This is a genomic window from Nocardioides faecalis, from assembly GCF_018388425.1.
Taxonomy (GTDB): Bacteria; Actinomycetota; Actinomycetes; order Propionibacteriales; family Nocardioidaceae; genus Nocardioides; species Nocardioides faecalis.
In genome coordinates this window covers 2088146-2104919 of the sequence record NZ_CP074406.1, presented here as the reverse complement: position 1 = coordinate 2104919, position 16774 = coordinate 2088146, and the positions used below count along the sequence as shown (strand labels likewise).

The 16774-nt window shown below is 71.7% G+C and carries 20 protein-coding genes; 3 read left to right on the top strand and 17 right to left on the bottom strand.

Features of this window, described 5'->3' with window-relative positions; translation table 11 throughout:
* The first annotated feature begins 85 nt into the window (after positions 1 to 85).
* Positions 86 to 2824 carry a beta-glucosidase family protein gene (locus KG111_RS09755; RefSeq protein ID WP_213449977.1) on the top strand — a complete coding sequence of 913 codons (2739 nt, stop codon included), beginning with the start codon at positions 86 to 88 and terminating at the stop codon, positions 2822 to 2824.
* 131 nt (positions 2825 to 2955) lie between these two features.
* Positions 2956 to 4302 (top strand): right-handed parallel beta-helix repeat-containing protein, encoded by a 1347-nt coding sequence (locus KG111_RS09750; protein ID WP_205292949.1) that lies wholly within the window; start codon positions 2956 to 2958, stop codon positions 4300 to 4302.
* 37 nt (positions 4303 to 4339) lie between these two features.
* On the opposite strand, the gene KG111_RS09745 is transcribed toward KG111_RS09750, so the two are convergent.
* From KG111_RS09745 to KG111_RS09720, 6 genes are all read right to left on the bottom strand, one after another.
* Positions 4340 to 4570: a GlsB/YeaQ/YmgE family stress response membrane protein gene (locus tag KG111_RS09745; RefSeq protein WP_205292950.1), complete on the bottom strand. Its 231-nt coding sequence runs from the start codon at positions 4568 to 4570 to the stop codon at positions 4340 to 4342.
* A 24-nt stretch (positions 4571 to 4594) separates the two neighbouring features.
* Positions 4595 to 5005, bottom strand: coding sequence for a VOC family protein (locus KG111_RS09740; protein WP_205292951.1), 411 nt, complete (start codon positions 5003 to 5005; stop codon positions 4595 to 4597).
* A gap of 101 nt (positions 5006 to 5106) precedes the next feature.
* Complete coding sequence (locus KG111_RS09735; protein ID WP_205292952.1) at positions 5107 to 5544, bottom strand: DUF7674 family protein; 438 nt, start codon at positions 5542 to 5544, stop codon at positions 5107 to 5109.
* 197 nt (positions 5545 to 5741) lie between these two features.
* Positions 5742 to 6350, bottom strand: a complete 609-nt coding sequence (locus KG111_RS09730; protein ID WP_205292953.1) for a DUF3618 domain-containing protein — start codon at positions 6348 to 6350, stop codon at positions 5742 to 5744.
* Positions 6323 to 6790: a phage holin family protein gene (locus KG111_RS09725; protein ID WP_205292954.1), complete on the bottom strand. Its 468-nt coding sequence runs from the start codon at positions 6788 to 6790 to the stop codon at positions 6323 to 6325. The genes KG111_RS09730 and KG111_RS09725 overlap by 28 nt, the downstream gene beginning before the upstream one ends.
* Positions 6787 to 7494 carry a hypothetical protein gene (locus tag KG111_RS09720; RefSeq protein WP_205292955.1) on the bottom strand — a complete coding sequence of 236 codons (708 nt, stop codon included), beginning with the start codon at positions 7492 to 7494 and terminating at the stop codon, positions 6787 to 6789. The genes KG111_RS09725 and KG111_RS09720 overlap by 4 nt, the downstream gene beginning before the upstream one ends.
* A gap of 140 nt (positions 7495 to 7634) precedes the next feature.
* Here KG111_RS09720 and KG111_RS09715 point away from each other — a divergent pair, with 140 nt between their 5' ends.
* Positions 7635 to 8060 carry a Fur family transcriptional regulator gene (locus KG111_RS09715; protein WP_205292956.1) on the top strand — a complete coding sequence of 142 codons (426 nt, stop codon included), beginning with the start codon at positions 7635 to 7637 and terminating at the stop codon, positions 8058 to 8060.
* Positions 8061 to 8420: 360 nt separating this feature from the next.
* Here the strand turns inward: KG111_RS09715 and KG111_RS09710 are convergent, their stop codons facing one another.
* The 11 genes from KG111_RS09710 to KG111_RS09660 form a co-directional block, all read right to left on the bottom strand.
* Positions 8421 to 8702 carry a GlsB/YeaQ/YmgE family stress response membrane protein gene (locus KG111_RS09710; protein WP_205292957.1) on the bottom strand — a complete coding sequence of 94 codons (282 nt, stop codon included), beginning with the start codon at positions 8700 to 8702 and terminating at the stop codon, positions 8421 to 8423.
* Between the two features lie 174 nt (positions 8703 to 8876).
* A complete protein-coding gene (locus KG111_RS09705; protein WP_213449976.1) occupies positions 8877 to 10547 on the bottom strand; it encodes a protein kinase domain-containing protein in 1671 nt (556 codons plus the stop codon).
* Positions 10544 to 11476 carry a ferredoxin family protein gene (locus KG111_RS09700; protein ID WP_205290427.1) on the bottom strand — a complete coding sequence of 311 codons (933 nt, stop codon included), beginning with the start codon at positions 11474 to 11476 and terminating at the stop codon, positions 10544 to 10546. Before KG111_RS09700 ends, KG111_RS09705 begins: the two co-directional genes overlap by 4 nt.
* Positions 11473 to 12603, bottom strand: a complete 1131-nt coding sequence (locus KG111_RS09695) for a cupin domain-containing protein (RefSeq protein ID WP_205290426.1) — start codon at positions 12601 to 12603, stop codon at positions 11473 to 11475. The genes KG111_RS09700 and KG111_RS09695 overlap by 4 nt, the downstream gene beginning before the upstream one ends.
* 2 nt (positions 12604 to 12605) lie before the next feature.
* Positions 12606 to 12857 carry a hypothetical protein gene (locus KG111_RS09690; protein WP_205290425.1) on the bottom strand — a complete coding sequence of 84 codons (252 nt, stop codon included), beginning with the start codon at positions 12855 to 12857 and terminating at the stop codon, positions 12606 to 12608.
* Between the two features lie 99 nt (positions 12858 to 12956).
* Complete coding sequence (locus KG111_RS09685) at positions 12957 to 13259, bottom strand: DUF4235 domain-containing protein (protein ID WP_205290424.1); 303 nt, start codon at positions 13257 to 13259, stop codon at positions 12957 to 12959.
* A gap of 23 nt (positions 13260 to 13282) precedes the next feature.
* On the bottom strand, positions 13283 to 14425 hold the full coding sequence (locus tag KG111_RS09680) for a YihY/virulence factor BrkB family protein (protein WP_205290423.1): 1143 nt from the start codon (positions 14423 to 14425) through the stop codon (positions 13283 to 13285).
* On the bottom strand, positions 14425 to 14736 hold the full coding sequence (locus KG111_RS09675; RefSeq protein WP_205290422.1) for a DUF3618 domain-containing protein: 312 nt from the start codon (positions 14734 to 14736) through the stop codon (positions 14425 to 14427). Before KG111_RS09675 ends, KG111_RS09680 begins: the two co-directional genes overlap by 1 nt.
* A 62-nt stretch (positions 14737 to 14798) precedes the next feature.
* Entirely contained in the window at positions 14799 to 15221 is a 423-nt protein-coding gene (locus tag KG111_RS09670; RefSeq protein ID WP_205290421.1) for a phage holin family protein, read from the bottom strand.
* Positions 15218 to 15592: a hypothetical protein gene (locus KG111_RS09665; RefSeq protein ID WP_205290420.1), complete on the bottom strand. Its 375-nt coding sequence runs from the start codon at positions 15590 to 15592 to the stop codon at positions 15218 to 15220. Before KG111_RS09665 ends, KG111_RS09670 begins: the two co-directional genes overlap by 4 nt.
* Before the next feature lie 107 nt (positions 15593 to 15699).
* Positions 15700 to 16734: a Gfo/Idh/MocA family protein gene (locus tag KG111_RS09660; protein ID WP_205290419.1), complete on the bottom strand. Its 1035-nt coding sequence runs from the start codon at positions 16732 to 16734 to the stop codon at positions 15700 to 15702.
* Positions 16735 to 16774: the final 40 nt, after the last annotated feature.

Sequence of the window (16774 nt, the reverse complement as noted above, 5' to 3'; positions counted from 1 at the left end):
TGGGCTCGCGCCTCGCCCCGGCGCCATCCGACCGGCTGCGGCCGCCTTGCCGTCGGATTCCGACAGGCGCATGCTGTAGTGACTCATGTCACACAAGGAATCGGGCCTTGCTATGAAGAGAAGATTCGTCAGTGCGCTCATCGCACTCACCTTGACGGCCGCGACGTTCGGGGTGGCCGTGACCACCCAGCAGCCTGCCGCAGCGCAGGACGAGCTGCCGTGGATGAACACCACACTCCCAGCGAAACAGCGGGCCGAGCTCCTGCTGGACGCGATGACGCTCGACCAGAAGCTCGAGCAGATCTTCAACAAGCCGGTCTACAACGAGGACCTCGACGACGGCGAAGACGGCAACGGGCAGGGGTGTGACTTCACCCTGATCGGCCGTCACATCGAGGGCATCCCGGAGCTGGACATCCCTGACTTCCGGATGGCCAACGGCGGGACCGGCATCCGGGGTGGCGACTGCCTCCCGGAGCCGACCGCGACCGCGCTGCCCGCCCAGATCGCCTCGGCGGCCACCTTCGACCGGCCGCTCAACCGGCGGTGGGGTCAGGTGCTCGACAGCGAGCTGCAGGCCTGGGCGCACCAGGTGCTCTGGGGCCCGGTCATGAACCTGATCCGCACGCCGTACGGCGGGCGCAACAACGAGTTCTTCAGCGAGGACCCGTACCTGACCGGCGCCCTCGGGTCGCAGATCATTCGCGGCATCCAGCAGCGCGGCGTGAGCCAGGCGACGGCCAAGCACTTCGTCGCCAACGACACCGAGTTCCAGTTCGAGCGGTGGACCGCGGCGGTCCGGGTCCCCTCACGGGCGATGCACGAGCTCTACCTGCTGCCGTTCGAGATGTCCGTCAAGGACGCCAACGTCGCGTCGGTGATGTGCGCCTACGGGCAGGTGAACTTCACCTACAACTGCGAGAGCAAGCCCCTGCTGCGACAGACCCTGCGCGAGAAGTGGGGTTTCGACGGCTACGTCTTCTCCGACCGGCGCGCTGCGCAGAGCACCGTGCCCTCGATCCTCGCCGGCACCGATGTCGAGGTGGACGAGGCGCCGGAATGGTACGCGCCCGACGTCGTGAAGGCCGCGCTCGACAAGGGCGAGATCACCGAGGCCGACATCGACGACATGCTGCGCGAGCGCTACATCAAGATGTTCCAGTTCGGAGACTTCGACCGCCCGGAGACCGAGTTCACGTTTGACCGGATCGCGGGCCAGCTCCAGCAGGGCGGGAGCCACGCCCAGGTCGCCAAGGACGCAGCGGAGGACAGCCTGGTGCTGCTGCGCAACGACAAAGGGGTCCTGCCGCTCAAGGCCGACTCGATCGACTCGGTGGCGCTGATCGGCGCCGACTGGTTCGCCGGCGAGGCGACCTTGCCGCCGCGCAGCGGGGACCGGAGCAGAAACATCACGGTGAACGCGCCGTTCACGATCAGCCCGCAGGAGGGCCTGGAGAACGTCCTCAGCAGGCTCGGCTCCGACGCCACGGTGACCTACAACGACGGCACCGACATCGACAGCGCCGTCGCGCTCGCCAAGAGCTCCGACGTGACCATCCTGATCCTCGGTGACGTCGCGCGAGAGACCTGGGACAAGAACAGCAACTGGCCGCAGGAGAACCCCGGCGGCAGCCCCACGGGGGCCGCGAACGAGGTTCCCGACCTCGATCTGCCCACGGTGACGGGCACCAATCAGCAGGAGCTGGCTCCGGCCGTGCTGGACGCCGCTCCGGACGCGGTCACGGTGCTGAAGACCCAGGGGCAGGTGAACATGCCGTGGATCGACAAGGTCGACACCTTGGTGGAGGCGTGGTACCCCGGCGAGGAGGACGGCAACGTCGTGGCAGAGGCGCTGTTCGGGGTCAACAACTTCTCCGGCAAGCTGCCGGTGACGTTCGGGAAGACCGACCGCGAGGCCGCGTACCAGACCCAGCAGCAGTACCCCGGGGTCAAGGAGGACACCGGGTCCCCCGGCGGCATCGGTCGTGACCCCATCCCCGGTGAGCCACAGCGGGTCGTTCGCTACACCGAGGGGCTCAACATGGGCTATCGGTGGTACCAGGCGACTGGCACCCAACCCCTGTTCCCGTTCGGCTTCGGGCTGTCCTACACGACCTTCGGCTACAGCAACCTCAAGGTCGACGACATCCGCGAGAACGGACGGCAGACGGGTCTGCGTGTCAGCTACACCGTGACCAACACCGGCAACGTCGCCGGCAAGGAGGCCTCGCAGGTGTACCTGAGGCTGCCTGCGGAGGCCGGCGAGAACTTCAACCGCCTGGTCGAGTTCAAGAAGGTCAGCCTCAACCCCGGCGCGAGCAAGCGCGTCTCGGTGGTGTTGGACGTCGACGCGGCCAACCACCCGCTCTCCTACTTCGCCCCCACGGATCCCAACGATCTCAGGCGCTGGGCGGACGGGGAGTGGCGGACACCGGTGGGCAGGTTCGGGGTGTACGTCGGCGGATCCTCCGAGAGCCTCCCGCTGCGTCAGTCGGTGCCGGTGAACATCGCACCGCCCGTCGTCAAGGCGCCCTCCCGGATCCTGAAGCCGACCGTGCGCCCCAAGCGGTTGACCCCGAAGGTCCGCGCCCGCCTCAGCTTCAGGGTGGTCTCGGGCGGGCGACCCGCCGCCGGCAGGGTGTTCGTCAGGAAGGCCAACGGCGCCGTGATCGGACGTGACACCCTCGACGCCGCAGGGAAGGCACGGTTCCGGATCAAGCGGCTCAAGGCCGGCACCCACCGGCTCCGGATCGTCTACCGAGGCTCGGACGTCGCGAAGCCGGCCGCCAGGACCCTCGTGATCAAGGTGCGGAAGCGGAGGTAGCACCCGCCGATGATGTGGAGAGCCCCGCGTCCATGTCGGCACTGAGGCGGTGCGGGATCGTCGTCTGCTTGCTGACGGTCCCGCTGGCCGCCTGCACCGGGGACGATCCCGCGCCCCCACGATCCACGCCGGTGGCGCCCTCCGCCGGGCTGGTCGGTCCCGGCGGGACACCTGTCGAGGTCTCCGTGCCGCCCGGCCCGACCGGGAGGGCCCTCGATGTCACGGACCTGGGTGCCGACCCGGACCCTGGCACCGGAGATGACGCTCCCGCCATCCGGCAGGCGTTGGCTGTGGCGAAGGCCGGGGACGAGGTGGTCCTCCCCGCGGGCGTCTACGACCTGAGGTCCGCCGACCCCGACGACGAGGACGCGAACCTGGTCCTCGCCGACGGCGTGCTCCTGCGCGGCGCGGGCAGCGACGCCACCGTGCTCCGCTCGTCGTTCGACGGGGACGACGACAGTGCGGTCGTGCGCGGGGCGGGCGTCGAGAACGCCACCGTGAGCGGTCTGGCCATCAGCTCTGAGCACGACGGCCGCCTCGGCACCGACCCGGACGACGAAGGACCGGGAGGTGGGCCGATGTACGGCGTGCAGATCGGCGAGGACGACGGGGAAGGCAGTCGGCGGGTGCTCATCGACGACGTCTCCGTGGAGCTGTTCCAGCGCCACGGCATCACGGTGAAGGCGAGCCGTGAGGTGACGGTGACCGGCTGTCGCGTCGCCGACGCCACCAGCGTCGGTCCCGGCGGGTCGGGCTACGGCATCGTGGTCGAGGGGAAGTCCGACCAGCGCGATCCCGACGCCGGGAACGACTCCCGGCACAACGTGGTCGTGGGCAACCGCCTCGACGGCACGCACCTGCGCCACGGCATCCTGCTGCAGTTCCCCACGCACAACAACCTGATCGCCGACAACATCGTCGACGGCGGCGTCCGGGACGCCATCGACCTGCACGGCGAGGGCGAGTACCTCAACGAGATCAGGGGCAACACGGTCACCGGGGTCGATGCCGCCGCGATAGCGCTGGGCAACCCGGGCGGCGAGGAGAACAAGCACGACGCGAGCGGCGAGGGGAACTGGGTCCACGACAACCGACTGATCGGCAACGACCAGGGCGTGCTCGTCATCCTCGGCACCCCCGACACCGTCATCGACGACAACGGGATCGTCGGGCGCACCGGCTCCTCGGTGGGCATCGAGCTGCGCAACGCGCCCGGCACCCTCGTCCGCGACAACGCGATCTGGGGCACCACCGAGGGCTTCTGGGGCATCCGCGTGGCCGAGGACGACGGCTCGTCGGGGCGCGGTGCAGGAGTTGCCAGCGACGTCGTGATCTCCGGCAACCGCGTGACCGGGCGAGGGAACGGCATCACCCTCGAGGCCGGCACCGGCCTCACGCTCGAGGACAACACCGTCCAGGTGCAGGGCACGCCGAGGCGGGTCTTCGAGGGTGCCGAGGTCGACGGCGACCCAGGGTGACCCGCGCCGATCCGCCTCAGGCGTGCCCGCCTCGGGCTCAGCGGTGCAGCGCGCGTCCGCCCCGGTTGCGTCCCGTCACGGTGGAGGCGATCACCACCAGCACCGCGGCACAGGCGATGGCGACGATCCAGCGCACCCAGTCCACGCCGGCGCTGCCGTCGCCGCCGAAGGCGGCGTAGACGAACCAGCCGATGACGACCCCGCCGATGCCGCACAGGATGGTCAGCCAGAGCGGGATGTTGTCCTTGTCGCCGGGGGCGAGCGACATGAACGGCGGCCTCAACTAGAGCCGTCAGCCCGTGGCGAGTTGCCACAGGTGACCATCTGGGTCGGCGACGACGGCGGTGTAGCCCCACGGCTGGCGATTTGGTTCGGCCACGATCCGGCCTCCCCCGGACAGCGCGAGGAGGCACCAGGATCGAACCTCCTCTTCGCTGGCTGCCGCTCGGCTAAGCAAGACCTCGACCTGGCCGGGTCCGGCGACTGGGTGATCGTCCCCGACCACCCACGCGAAACCACCTGTGGGGATCAGCATCAGGCGTGTGCCATCGTTGAGCACGAACTGCAACGGTTCCGGCTCACCGTCGTCTTGGGGCTCGCCCGAAGGATCCTGCCCGAGGAACGTTCGGTAGAAGGCCGACGATGCTGGTCGGTCGGCGATGGGCAGGCTCACCGTGATCGACTGCGCGGCGGGGTCTGACATCAGCACGCTCCTCGTGGTCTCGTGTCGTTGGTCCATCGACAGAGACCGCGAACGGGTTCAAGAGTCATCGAAGTGTTGAGAGGAGCGGACGCCGTGTCGGCCTAGTCGGGCTGGATGCGCGGGATAGGGGTGCCGAGTTCCCAGAACCTGTTGATCGCTTCCCAATACTTCGCAGACAGCGGGCGGAGCCAAGGTCGGAACGCTTCCGGGTCAACACCACGCGAAGTGACGGTCTGCGTCTGCATTCCTTCGAGATAGCCGATCACGCCCAGCTCCGAGACATACGCATCTCCGTAACGGATCAGGTGCTCGATGTAGTCGAAGGCGGCATCGAACTCGCTCGTGTCGCTCGCCGCGAGGCGGTCGGCGAGGTGGCCAACCACCCAAGACGCGTCGAGGTAGCCAAGACGACCGCCCGGAGAACCCGAGTCGGCATTGTCGTCGGCAACCTCCGCCCACTCCTCCGACAACGACGGAAGCGCGGCAAGCAAGAGGTCAGGAACCTGCTCGGCGGTGACGAGTGCTTCCGTGGAACCCACGCCGTCCACGCTAAGGGAACTGCGCTGCCGAGGGGGCCGTTTCCTGTCTGAAGGCTCACCGGCACGACCGCTCAGGTTCACATGTCAGCCCGACCGAACCATGACCCTGAGTCCAGACCCAAGACCGGGTGACCGGTCGGGTCTGGACTCAGCGGTTCTTGGTTGCAAGGAGCGCTCTCGTCGTTCGGGAACCCGACTCAGGCGCCCGGTGCCTGGGTCTTGACCTCCTGCGCTGCGGACCGACCCTCGTCGGTGACCTGTTGTGCGGCGCCCGCTGCCGACTCCTTGACCTGCTGAGCGGCCTGGACCGCCGACTCCTTCAGCTCACCGCCGACCTGCTGACCGACCGCCTTCGCCTCGTCTGCCAGCGGCGAGTCCTTGGCGGCCTCGGTCACCCGGTGCGCGACCTCAGCCTCCTTCTGGCTGGCTGGGATCAGGGCAGAGATGATCATGCCGGCGCCGAAGGCGACGAGACCGGCGCCGAGCGGCGAGCCCTGGGCGCGCTGCCCCACGGCGTGCATCGCCGACTGTGCTGTGTCCTGCACCGCACCAGCCGCGCCGGAGGCCGAGTCGGCCATCGCGTGCGTCGCACCCTGTGCACTCCCGCTCGCCGTGCTCGACGCGCTGCCGGCCGAGCCCATCACGCTGTCCCTGAGCGAAGAGACCCGTCCGCGGACCGCTTCCTTGCGCCGTCCGACGGCACGGGAAGGACTGACCTTGTCGTAGAGGGCATCGACGTCGCGCGACAGGTCCTGCCGGGTCTGGTCGATGTCGTCGCTCATCCGTTCTTCAGGTCCCTGGCCCATTCCGCATCCTCCTTCAGTGTCTTCTGCGTGGTCTCCAGCTTCGGGTTCACAGCCTTCAGCTCCTTGCGCCCGGTCAACGCCATCACGCCGGCGGCGATCACCCACAGCGCACCGACGATCAGTGCCGCCCATGCCGCGTGCATCCAGGTGTCGAGCAGGAACAGCAGGGCGAAGGAGAGGAAGATCAGCGCGAGGTGGCCTGCTACACCTGCGCCGCCGAACAGGCCCACTCCCTTCCCGGCCTTGCTGGCCTCGGCCTTGATCTCGGTCTTGGCCAGCTCGATCTCCTGCCTGACCAGCGTGGTGAGGTCGTTCGCAATGTCCCCGACCAGGTCGCCGAGAGACCTTCCCTCGGAGGTGGCGTGGGTGCCGGCCGGACCTTCAGGCGGAGGCTCGGCGTACGGCGGAGCGCCGGGCGTCGGGCCCTGCGGCTCGGTCATGGGGTGCCCCACTGGGTGCCACCGCCCTGCGTGGCCTCCGGGCCGGCAGGTGGCCCAGGGGGCGGCGCGACGGTGCCGGACAGCGGGTCAGCCATGGCCGTGCCCGCCGGCCTGGTGGGCTCCACCGCTGCAGGCGGCGGCACGGCGCCGGTCGATCCGTGAGCATCCGTGCCGTCGGCCGGTGCGGAGGCCGCGGAGGCGGCGTCCTTCGTGCCCCGTGCGAGGCGCCCGGCGACGACCCCTGCAGCGACAGCGCCCAGCAGGAACGTGCCTGGCCTGCGCCGAGCGAAATCGCGTGCCTGGTCCAAGAGCTCTGCGGGTTCGCGCCCCTGGATCTGCGAGGAGAGCCCGCGAGCCTTGTCGCCGACCTGCTGCACGACATCCTTGGCGAGCCCGGACCCTTGGCCCTCACCACGGGCCATGCTCTCCAGGTCGTCGGCGAACGTCTTCAGCGTCGCGACCAGGTTCTCCAGCTGGCTGCGGGACTGGTCCTCGACCTGCGTCCGCGCCTCGCCGATGAGGTTGCGCACCTGCTCCTTGGCGTCGGCCGCGACGCCGGCGGCCTGGTCCTTGGCCGTCTCGGCGACGTGCTTGCCCTCGTCCACCGCGGTCCCGGCGGCCTGCTTGGCCTGGTCTGCGGTGCCGGTCTGATCTCCACTGCCCGTCGGGGCCGGGGATCCTGAACGAAAGTCCTGGGTAGACATCGGTCATCCTTTCCTCGGATCCCTGCGATGTACCCCACGTCACATTCCGGACACCGGCCTCAGGGGCCCCAGATCAGGTATTTCCCGACCTACCGGGCGTGTCCCGGACTCTGTCCAGATCTCCCGGGTACCGAGAACTCGTGGCCGGTTCAGCAGAGCGGCTGAAGGCAGCGGGTCTTCGCATCACGGCGTCGCGGCTCGCCGTGATGGTGGTGCTCGACGCGGCGCGCCGCGACCGCGCGCACCTACTGGTTGCCGAGATCATCACGCGAACCGAGGAGATCCTGCCCAGGGTTCCTCGTCAGACCGTCTACGACTGCCTGGACGCGCTCGTCGCTGGAGACCTTGCGTCGCGGGTGGGACTCCCCGGTGCCGCAGCGCGCTACGAGTCGACCCTCGGGGGCGACCACCATCACCTGGCGTGCCCGCGGTGCGGACGGATCCGGGACGCGCCCTGCGGTGCGACCGCGCGTTGCTCCGAGCTCGTCCACCTGCGGCGTTTCGAGGTCGTACGGACGCAGGTCGTGCACGTCGTTCCCTGCGGACGTTGCGCGTCGACTCGGTGACCCGCCTGCGTGATCTCGGTCTGCCCTGGCGCCCGGTTCCCAGACGATCCGTGTCGTCCGATCCCGAGGGGGCACGAGGCGCGAACCGGACGGCGTGGGGCTCTGCCGCGCGGGTGTCGGCAAAAGCCCGCCGACCGGTCCCGTCACCCCTAGTGTTGCCCGCGCAGCGCCTGGGAGCGGACCCTGTGCCCTGTCGACGCCCGAGCGAGACCCCTACTCCGGTTGTGGCGCACGAGGAGCCCGGTGTCCTAGGGGCCCCACCGCTGCCAGACGCCCCGCCGGTCCTCACTTGGCCGGCGGGGCGTTGGTGCATTCGCCGGCGCTACGGCCCGCGCGGCGCGGGCTGCGCGCGGCGCGGGCTCAGCGGTGCAGCGAGCGCCCGCCCCGGCTGCGACCCGTCACCGTGGACGCGATCACCACCAGCACGGCGGCACAGGCGATGGCGACGATCCAGCGCACCCAGTCCACACCGTTGCTGCCGTCGCCGCCGAAGGCGGTGTAGACGAACCAGCCGATGATGACCCCGCCGATGCCGCACAGGATCGTCAGCCAGATCGGGATGTTGTCCTTGTCGCCGGGGGCGACGAACTTGCCCAGCAGGCCGATGATGATGCCGGCCACGATGACGCCGATGATCTCCATGTCGTGGTCCTCCTCCTGGCCGGGGCCGGAACGTCCCGGTTCTTCTCCTGCGTTACCCGTCGCCGGCGATCAGAGACCGATGGCGGGCACCGACGGCGATCAGGCGGGCGCTCCCCACCAGTCCCTGCTCGACAGGTCGGCTGTGCGGACGTCCCATGCGGTACCCGAAGGGGCTCAACCCTTCCCCTTCGCCTGGCCCTTCTGCTTCCCTTTCGCCTTGCCTTTCGCCTTGCCCTTCGCGGGTCCCTTCGCCTTCCCCTTCGGCGTGGCCTTCTTCGGCTTCTTCGCCGCCGGCCCCGTCCCCGGTGTGGTCTGCGCCGCGCCGCCCGTCGTGACACCGGACCCCGGCGGGGGTGCCACCGCCACCGAGAGCGTGACGGTGGACCCGTCCGGCACCCGCCCGGAGCGATCGAGCGCGATCACCGTGTCGTCCCCGCCCGCCCGTACGACGTCGCGCCGGGCGACCACCAGCCCGAGCTCCTCGAGCATGGCGGCAGCCTCGTCGTACGGGCGCCCGGTGAGGGTGTCGGCGACGACGCGGACCTTGCCGGTCGCGACCAGCAGCTCGACCACGTCGTCGGCCGGCGCGGCGGCGCCGGGCTCGGGCTCCTGAGCGGTGACCTCGCCGCGCGGCGTGCCGGCGGCGTCCGTGCTGCGCGGGCGCACCTGCAACCCGGCGTCCTCGAGCCGCTCGGTCGCCGCCGCGAGCCCGAGCCCCACCACGCTGGGCACCGTCGACTCGTCCCCGCTCGCCGCCCACAACCCGGCACCGGCACCCAGCAGGGCCAGCGCGCCGAGCCCGGCGATCAGGAGCGCCGGAATCCGCCGCACACGCGGTCGCGTGAGCACCGACGTCGTGCCGGTGCCGCTCGAGCCGGTGCCGTTCGAGCCGGTGCCGTCCGTGCTGTCGCCGGCCGTGCTGTCGCCGGCCGGCACGGCGCGCCGCGCGGCGAGCTCGAAGGTGCCGGAGACGTCGATGCTCGCCGCTGCGCCGATCGCCGCCGCCCGCCGGGCGACCGTGGCGGCGTCGGCCGGCCGGTCCGCCGGGTCCCGGGCGCTCAGGTCGGCCAGGAGCGCGGCGACGTCGCCGGGCACGTGGGCGGGCAGGGCCGGCAGGTCCTCGCGCACGTGCGCGACCGCGGTGGCGATGGGGGACTCCCGCCGGAACGGCGAGGCGCCGGTCAGGCACTGGTAGGCCACCACGCCGAGGGCGTACAGGTCCGAGCGCGGGGTGGCCGAGGCGCCCTCGGCCTGCTCGGGGCTCATGTAGTCGGCGGTGCCCACCATGGTGCCGGTCCGGGTGAGCAGGTCGCTGGTGGCGCTGCGGGCGATGCCGAAGTCGACCAGCACGGTGCGCCCGGCGGGGGTGAGCATGATGTTGGCGGGCTTGAGGTCGCGGTGCACGATCCCGGCGTCGTGCACGGCCTGCAGGCCCGCGGCGACCTGCACGACCACCGACATCACCTGCTCGGGCGGCATCGGACCCTGGTCGTCGAGCAGCTGTGCCAGCGAGTGGCCCTCGACGAACTGCATGACGATGAAGGCGGTCTCCGCACCCGTCTCGTCGCGTTCCTCGACCAGGTCGTAGACCTGGGCCACGCCGGGGTGGGAGATCGATGCTGCCAGGTTGGCCTCGCTGCGCATCCGGGCGCGTGCGGTGCTGTCGGCACTGCCTGGGCCGTCGGGGCTGTCCAGGCTGTCGGGGCCGACCGGATCGCGTAGCACCTTCACCGCGACGGTGCGCCCCAGCCGGGTGTCGCTCGCGCGGTAGACCGCGCCCATCCCACCGCGGCCGACCACCTCCTCGAGGCGGTAGCGCCCGTGCAGCAGCTCGCCCGGCCTCATCGGGCGCTCTCCTCGGCGTCGAGCGCCGTGATCGAGACGACCTCGTGCACCGGAACGGCGTTGTCGCGGCGCGCGCGACAGGTCAGCTGCAGGGGGGTGTCGCCGGTGGTGCTGTGCACCCGCACCGACCACCGTGCCTGCCCGGTGGCGAACACCGCCGTCGTGGTGGCGTCCGCGCGGCGCCGCGACACCAGCCGCAACATCTGGGTGCGGGTCTCGCCGAGCTTGCGGCGCAGCGCGACCTCCGCGGCCTGCACCGGCATCGGGTACGACGAGCGCCCACGGAGCAGGTCCAGCTCCAGGTGACCGGACAGGTGGGCCCGAGCGACCCGGAGCGCGGAAGCCGGGTCGACCCGGCCGTAGTAGAGCCCGTGCGGCAGCGCCAGCAGGTTCGCAGCGAACCGGTCCCCGCCGATGTGGGAGACCTCCCACGTCTCCTCGGGGTGCGCGGCCGCGAGCGCGGCGGCCACCGGTCGGCCCCGCTCGGCACAGCAGGCGTCGTGCCGCCCGTGCGTGCACACGCACAGCAACGGGGCGTCGTACGGCGTCAGGCCCGGGGAGCGGCCCTCGCCGAGGGCGGCCAGGTCGAGGTCGAGCAGCTCGCCGGCGTCTGAGACGACGGTGGTCTCCAGCCAGGGACGCACCGGGTCGGCATACGCCGCGAACACGCGGATGCCCTCCGAGACGGTGGAGACCGCGCGGCCGGGCCGGCGGATCAGCAGCGGACGCACCCGCGCTGCGGCCGCCGCTGCGGCGAGCGCCGGGCCGAGACCGTCGGGCAGGCGGGCCTCACGCAGCGCGTCGCTGCCCCACGGGCCGGGGTTCTCCACCAGCAGGAACGCCTGCACGGTGGAGGCGGTCCCGACGGCGGTCTCCGCACGCTCCAGGCTGGCGGCGGCGCAGCGGAACGCGGGGTCGCGGGTCGTCATCGGACGACCTCGAGCAGTCCCTCCCGGACGAGCCGGCGGCACAGGACCGTCCGGCTGGCGGCGTCGAGGTGCGGGGCGAGGTCCGCGGGCCGGAGCTCGGTGCGGCTGCGGATCTCCTCCAGCGCGGGGCGCAGCCGGGCGGGCACGTCCAGGCTGCGGTCGCCGAGGAGCACCTCGAGCCGGTCGCCGCGCGGCTGCAGGACGCAGGCAGCACCGGGGCGCCGGCGCAACACGGTGGTGTCCTCGATCGTCTCCACGGCGAGGACGTCGTGCAGTCCGCCTGCCAGTCGAGGGCTGCGGGTGGTGAGGAAGCGTCGTACCTCGGCGGCCACGGCCTCACGGGTGTCGATCGTGCGCACCCGCGCGGCCAGCTCCTCGAGCCGCTCGGCGAGCTGGTCGGCCAGCGGTGCCGGATCGGTGACGTATCCGGCGGGAAGGTGCGCGTCGGGCACCTGCGCCAGCACGTCGGCGAGGCTGCGCTCGACCAGGCCGCGCCAGGTCAGCTGGTTGATGCCGAGGGTGACGTGCAGGGAGACCGTCTCCTGTGCCCGCGCGGCGTGCGGGGTGCCGGTGGGCAGGTACATGGACAGCCCGGGCTCGAGGACCACGTCCTCGGCGCCGTCGGGTCCGTGCACCTCCCACTGCTTTCGGCCGGCCGTCTGGAACACGAACACGTCGTGGGTGTCGGAGTGCACCGCGAAGCCCTGGGCCCCCGGTGGGGTCAGGTAGGCGTTGGCCTGGCAGGGGTGGCCGAGCTCGAGCTCGAGCTCGGCGACCAACCTCGTCAGCGGTGGCCAGTACCGGTGCAGTCCCTGGAAGACGATCGTGGCGCCGTCCGCGAACAGTGCCAGCGCCTTGCGGGCGTCGACGAGCCCGGTCAGCTGCCTGCCGGCCAGCGTCGCGCGGCGGGTGTAGGCGGACTCGGGCAGGACCGCCCCGTCCTTGGCGAGGCGCACCGACGGGGTGCGGATCGCCGAGGAGGTCAGCAGCGTGTCGGCGTCGTCGAGGGAGAGCAGCCCCACGAGCCGTTCGGGGTCGGTGCGGTGCAGGTGGACCTGCGACGCCCAGACCTTCTCGAGGAAGGTCTGGGCGTCGCCGCTGAGCAGGTCGAGCGCGGAGGCAGGCATCCTCAGGACGCGCCGCCGTCCGTGGTGTCGGTCGCGTCCCCGTCGGTGGCGTCGGAGTCCGTGCCGTCGGAGTCGGTGCCGTCGGAGTCGGTGCCGTCCGAGTCCGTGCCGTCGGAGTCGTGGGCGTCGCCGTCGGCCGTGTCGGTGGCGTCACCGTCGGTGCCGTCCGCGTCTCCGGTCACCGGGGGCGGACCCCCGGCAGGGCTCGTCACCATGTCGTCGTCGCTGAGCGGCTCTTCGGGGGTGGTGGTCATGCGTTCCTCCTCGTGGGCGGGGCTCCTCCCACGGCGCGGCCGCGGAAGGAGGTGGATCTCAGCGCTTCGTTACCCCGTCCGCGACCGGTCAGTCGCGGCTCAGTCGCCGGGCCACTCCCCGGTCCAGCGCTCGAAGGCCCGCGCTCCGCCACGGTTGATCAGGGCGCGTACGACGGTGAAGATCGCGCCCTGCACGGCGGCCGCGAGGACGATCTTGCGCAGCCGGAACTCCGACTGCAGCGGGGTCGGCGGATCCTCGGGGCTCTGCGGGTCCAGGGCCTTCCAGACCCGTTGGAAGATCTGCCCGGCGATGAGCCCGCCGAGCAGGCTCGCGATCAGTCCCCACGGCCGGTACAGCACCTTCGCGGACTTGCTGGTGGACTTCTCGGTGTGGTGCGTCATCGACTGCTCCTCGGTTCTCGGTCCTACTGCGGTTCGCGGCCACGTGCCTTGCGCAGCCGTCGCCCGCGGTCCACGTCCTCACGTCGCTTGATCTCGGCCTTCTCGCTCTTCCGGGTGTCGCGCGGGGGCAGCTGGATCACCTCCTCGGCGGGCAGGCCGGCCTGCAGCTCGCGCCCGCGCTCGAGCTCGGCGTCCAGCTCGGCGCCGAAGAGCAGCGCCAGGTTGGTGATCCACAGCCACAGCAGGAAGACGATGACGCCCGCCAGGGAGCCGTAGGTCTTGTTGTAGCTGCCGAAGTTCGAGACGTAGAAGCCGAACGCCGCCGAGGCGACCACCCACGTCAGGATCGCGACCACCGCGCCGAGGCTGAGCCAGCGGAACTTCGGCTGCTTGACGTTCGGGGTGGCGTAGTAGAGCAGGGCGACGAGGAGCACCACCACGACCAGGAGCACCGGCCACTTGGCGATGTTCCACACGGTCACCGCCGTGTCGCCGAGGCCGACCTGGTCGCCGACCACCTGTGCCACCGGCCCGGTGATCACCAGGCTGACGGCGACCAGTGCGGTGAGCACGATGGTGACGAGCGTGATCAGCAGCATCACGGGTCGCAGCTTCCAGATCGGGCGCCCCTCCTCGATCTCGTAGACCCGGTTCATGCCGCGGCCGAAGGCGCCGACGTAGCCGGATGCCGACCACAGTGCGGTCAGCAGACCGACGACGAAGCCGAGGCCGGCGCCGCGGCTCTGGCTGAGCTGGATCAACGTGGGCTCGAGGGTGTCGGCGACCCCGCCGGCGCCGAGGTCGCGCAGGATCCCGACCAGCGTCCGCACGGTCTCGTCGCCCTGCCCGACGAGACCCACCAGGGACAGCAGGGCGATCACGGCGGGGAAGAGGGCCAGCACCGAGTAGTAGGTCAGCGCCGCGGCCAGGTCCGTGCACTGGTCCTCGGAGAACTCGCGCAGCGTCTTGCGGAGGACGTACTTCCACGACGGCTTGGTCAGGTCGGTCGGGGAGTCCGGCTTGATGTCGGCGTCCGGCCCCACCGCGCCTTCCCGGTCGGCCCCGGCGCCGCTCGGCACCAGTGAGCCGTCCCCGGCCCCCTCGGGCCGGGTCCGCGCCGGCTTCGACGTCTGCTCCGAAGCGTGCTTCTTGCCCAGACCGAGCATCAGCGGGACCTGCGCCGACGCAGCACCACCAGGACCACCACCGCCAGTGCGACCGCACCCGCGACGGCGAGCGGGGCCGGGTTGGCCCTCGCCCTCGCCTTGGCCTCGGCGGCCCCGGCGCGGGCACGGCTCTTGACGTCGAGCTTCGCGGAGAGCTGGTCGACGGTCGCCGCCAGCTCCTCCCGGGTGCGCTCGATGTCCTGCTGGAGGGCCTCGGGGTCGGTCGGCTGCTCGCTGCCGGAGCCGGCCTCGCTGCCGCTGGTGTCCGCCGCGTGCTTGCCGTTCTGCTGCTGGCCGTTCATGTCCGTCATCGCGCGCTCCTCGTGTCGTGCATGTCGTGCGCCGCGGCCTCAGCCGCGGGCGGTGCGTGGGGTCAGTGGTGCATGCCGGGGTGCCGTACGGCGTCGACGTCCTCCCGGACGTTGCCGATCGCCTGGCTGGGCACCGGCGGGGAGGCCTCGGAGACCTTGCTCTTGCCCAGCAGGGCCGCGATCCCGGCGGCCAGGAGCAGCACCACCGCCACGATCAGCGCCGCCAGCCAGGCGTCGAGGGCCAGGGCCAGGGCGAGCACCGCGGTGGCGATGAGGACCCCGACCCCGTACAGCGCCAGGAGGCCGGCGGCGCCGAACATGCCGGCGCCGATCCCCATCTTCTTCGCCTTGCCGGAGACCTCGAGCTGGGCCATTCGGAGCTCGTCGCGCACCAGGCGCGAGACCTCCGCGGACAGCTGGGAGACCAGCTCGCCGGTGGACGGGTCGCCAGAGGAGGAGGGCGGCCCGGTGTGGGTGCCGCTCACGCCGCGCCCCCGCCCGTCCCTCCGGGCCCAGCCGCGCCGGTGCTGCCGGTGCTGCCGGTGCTGCCGGTGCTGCCGGTGCTGCCGGTGCTGCCGGGGCTGCCGGTGCTGCCGGTGCTGCCCGTGGTGCCGGTGCTGCCCGTGCTGCTGTGGCCGCCGGTCACGTCCTGCACCTTGGCGCTGACCTTGGAGCTCGCCTCGGCGGCCTTCTCCTTCGCGAGGTGCTGGGCGGCGTCGGCCTTCTGCTGCACCTTCGGGTTGCGCGCGAGCTGCCGGGCCTTGCCGGCGATCTGCTCGTAGCGCTCGCGTCCTGCACGGGCGCCGAGCACGTAGCCCGCGCCCAGGCCGAGGACGAACGTCATCTTGCTGGCCATGTCGGTACCTCCCAAGATCGGTGTCTGCCGGCGTCGAGGGACGCCGAGCAGATGACTGGCATCACGTTGAGGCGTTACCCGGGGTCGGCCAAGACATGCGCTGGGGCTCAGACGGCGCCGAGCTGGCGCCGCACCTGCGCCATCACCGACGCCAGGTGCCGGGTCACGGCGTGCGGCATCACGGGGGACTCGCGCAGGCCCTGGGCCAGGCATGCGTGCACGTGCTCGACCTGGAACTGCATGCCGCCCTCGAAGGGGGCGGCGAGCGTGGTGTCGGAGACGATCTCCGGCCCGTCCGGGGATGCGGCGGTGGTGAGGACCCGCAGCGCCTGCGGGGCGTACATCGGGCCGGGCAGCTCGAGGCGCCCGTGCGTGCCGAGCACCTGCGCCGTGCCGGGCAGGTCCTCGGTCAGCGACGCGACGACCCGGGAGGTGGTGCCGCCGGCGTGCCGCAGCTCGGCGACCACCGAGGCGTCCACCCCGGTCGGCGCCAGGGAGCCCGAGGCGGTCACGTCCTCCACGGGCCCGAGCACCAGCATCGCCAGCTGCAGCGGGTAGACCCCGATGTCGAGGGTGGCACCGCCGCCGAGTGCGGGGTCGAACAGCCGGTGCCCGGCGTCGTACGACGCCCGGAAGCCGAGCTCGGCCTCGACGTGCTCGGGCCGCCCGATCGTGTGCGCGGCGAGCTCGTCGCGCAGCGCTACGTAGGCCGGCAGGAACCGGCTCCACAGCGCCTCCATGAGGAAGGTCCCGCTGTCGGCGGAGGCGGCCAGCATCTGCTCGGTGGTCGCCGGGTCGATGCCCAGCGGCTTCTCACAGAGCACCGGTTTTCCTGCGCGCAGCGCCGCCACCGTGGGCGCGGCGTGGTGGGCGTGCGGGGTGGCGACGTAGACCGCGTCCACCTCGGGGTCGGCGATGAGGTCGTCGTAGGAGCCGTGACGGCGGGCCGCTCCGTGCTCGGCCGCGAACGCCGCGGCGCGGGCGGGGTCGCGAGAGGCGACCGCGTGCAGCGTGCCGCCCCGGGCGAGCCGCAGGCCCTGGGCGAAGACGCCGGCGATGTGGCCCGGGCCCACGATGCCCCACCGCACCGCGCCGCCGGGCACCGGCGGAGGAGCAGCGGTCCCGTTCGTCGGTGCACCCATGCCCGCACTCCCGTCCTCGGGCCCCTCGGGCCCCGGTTCG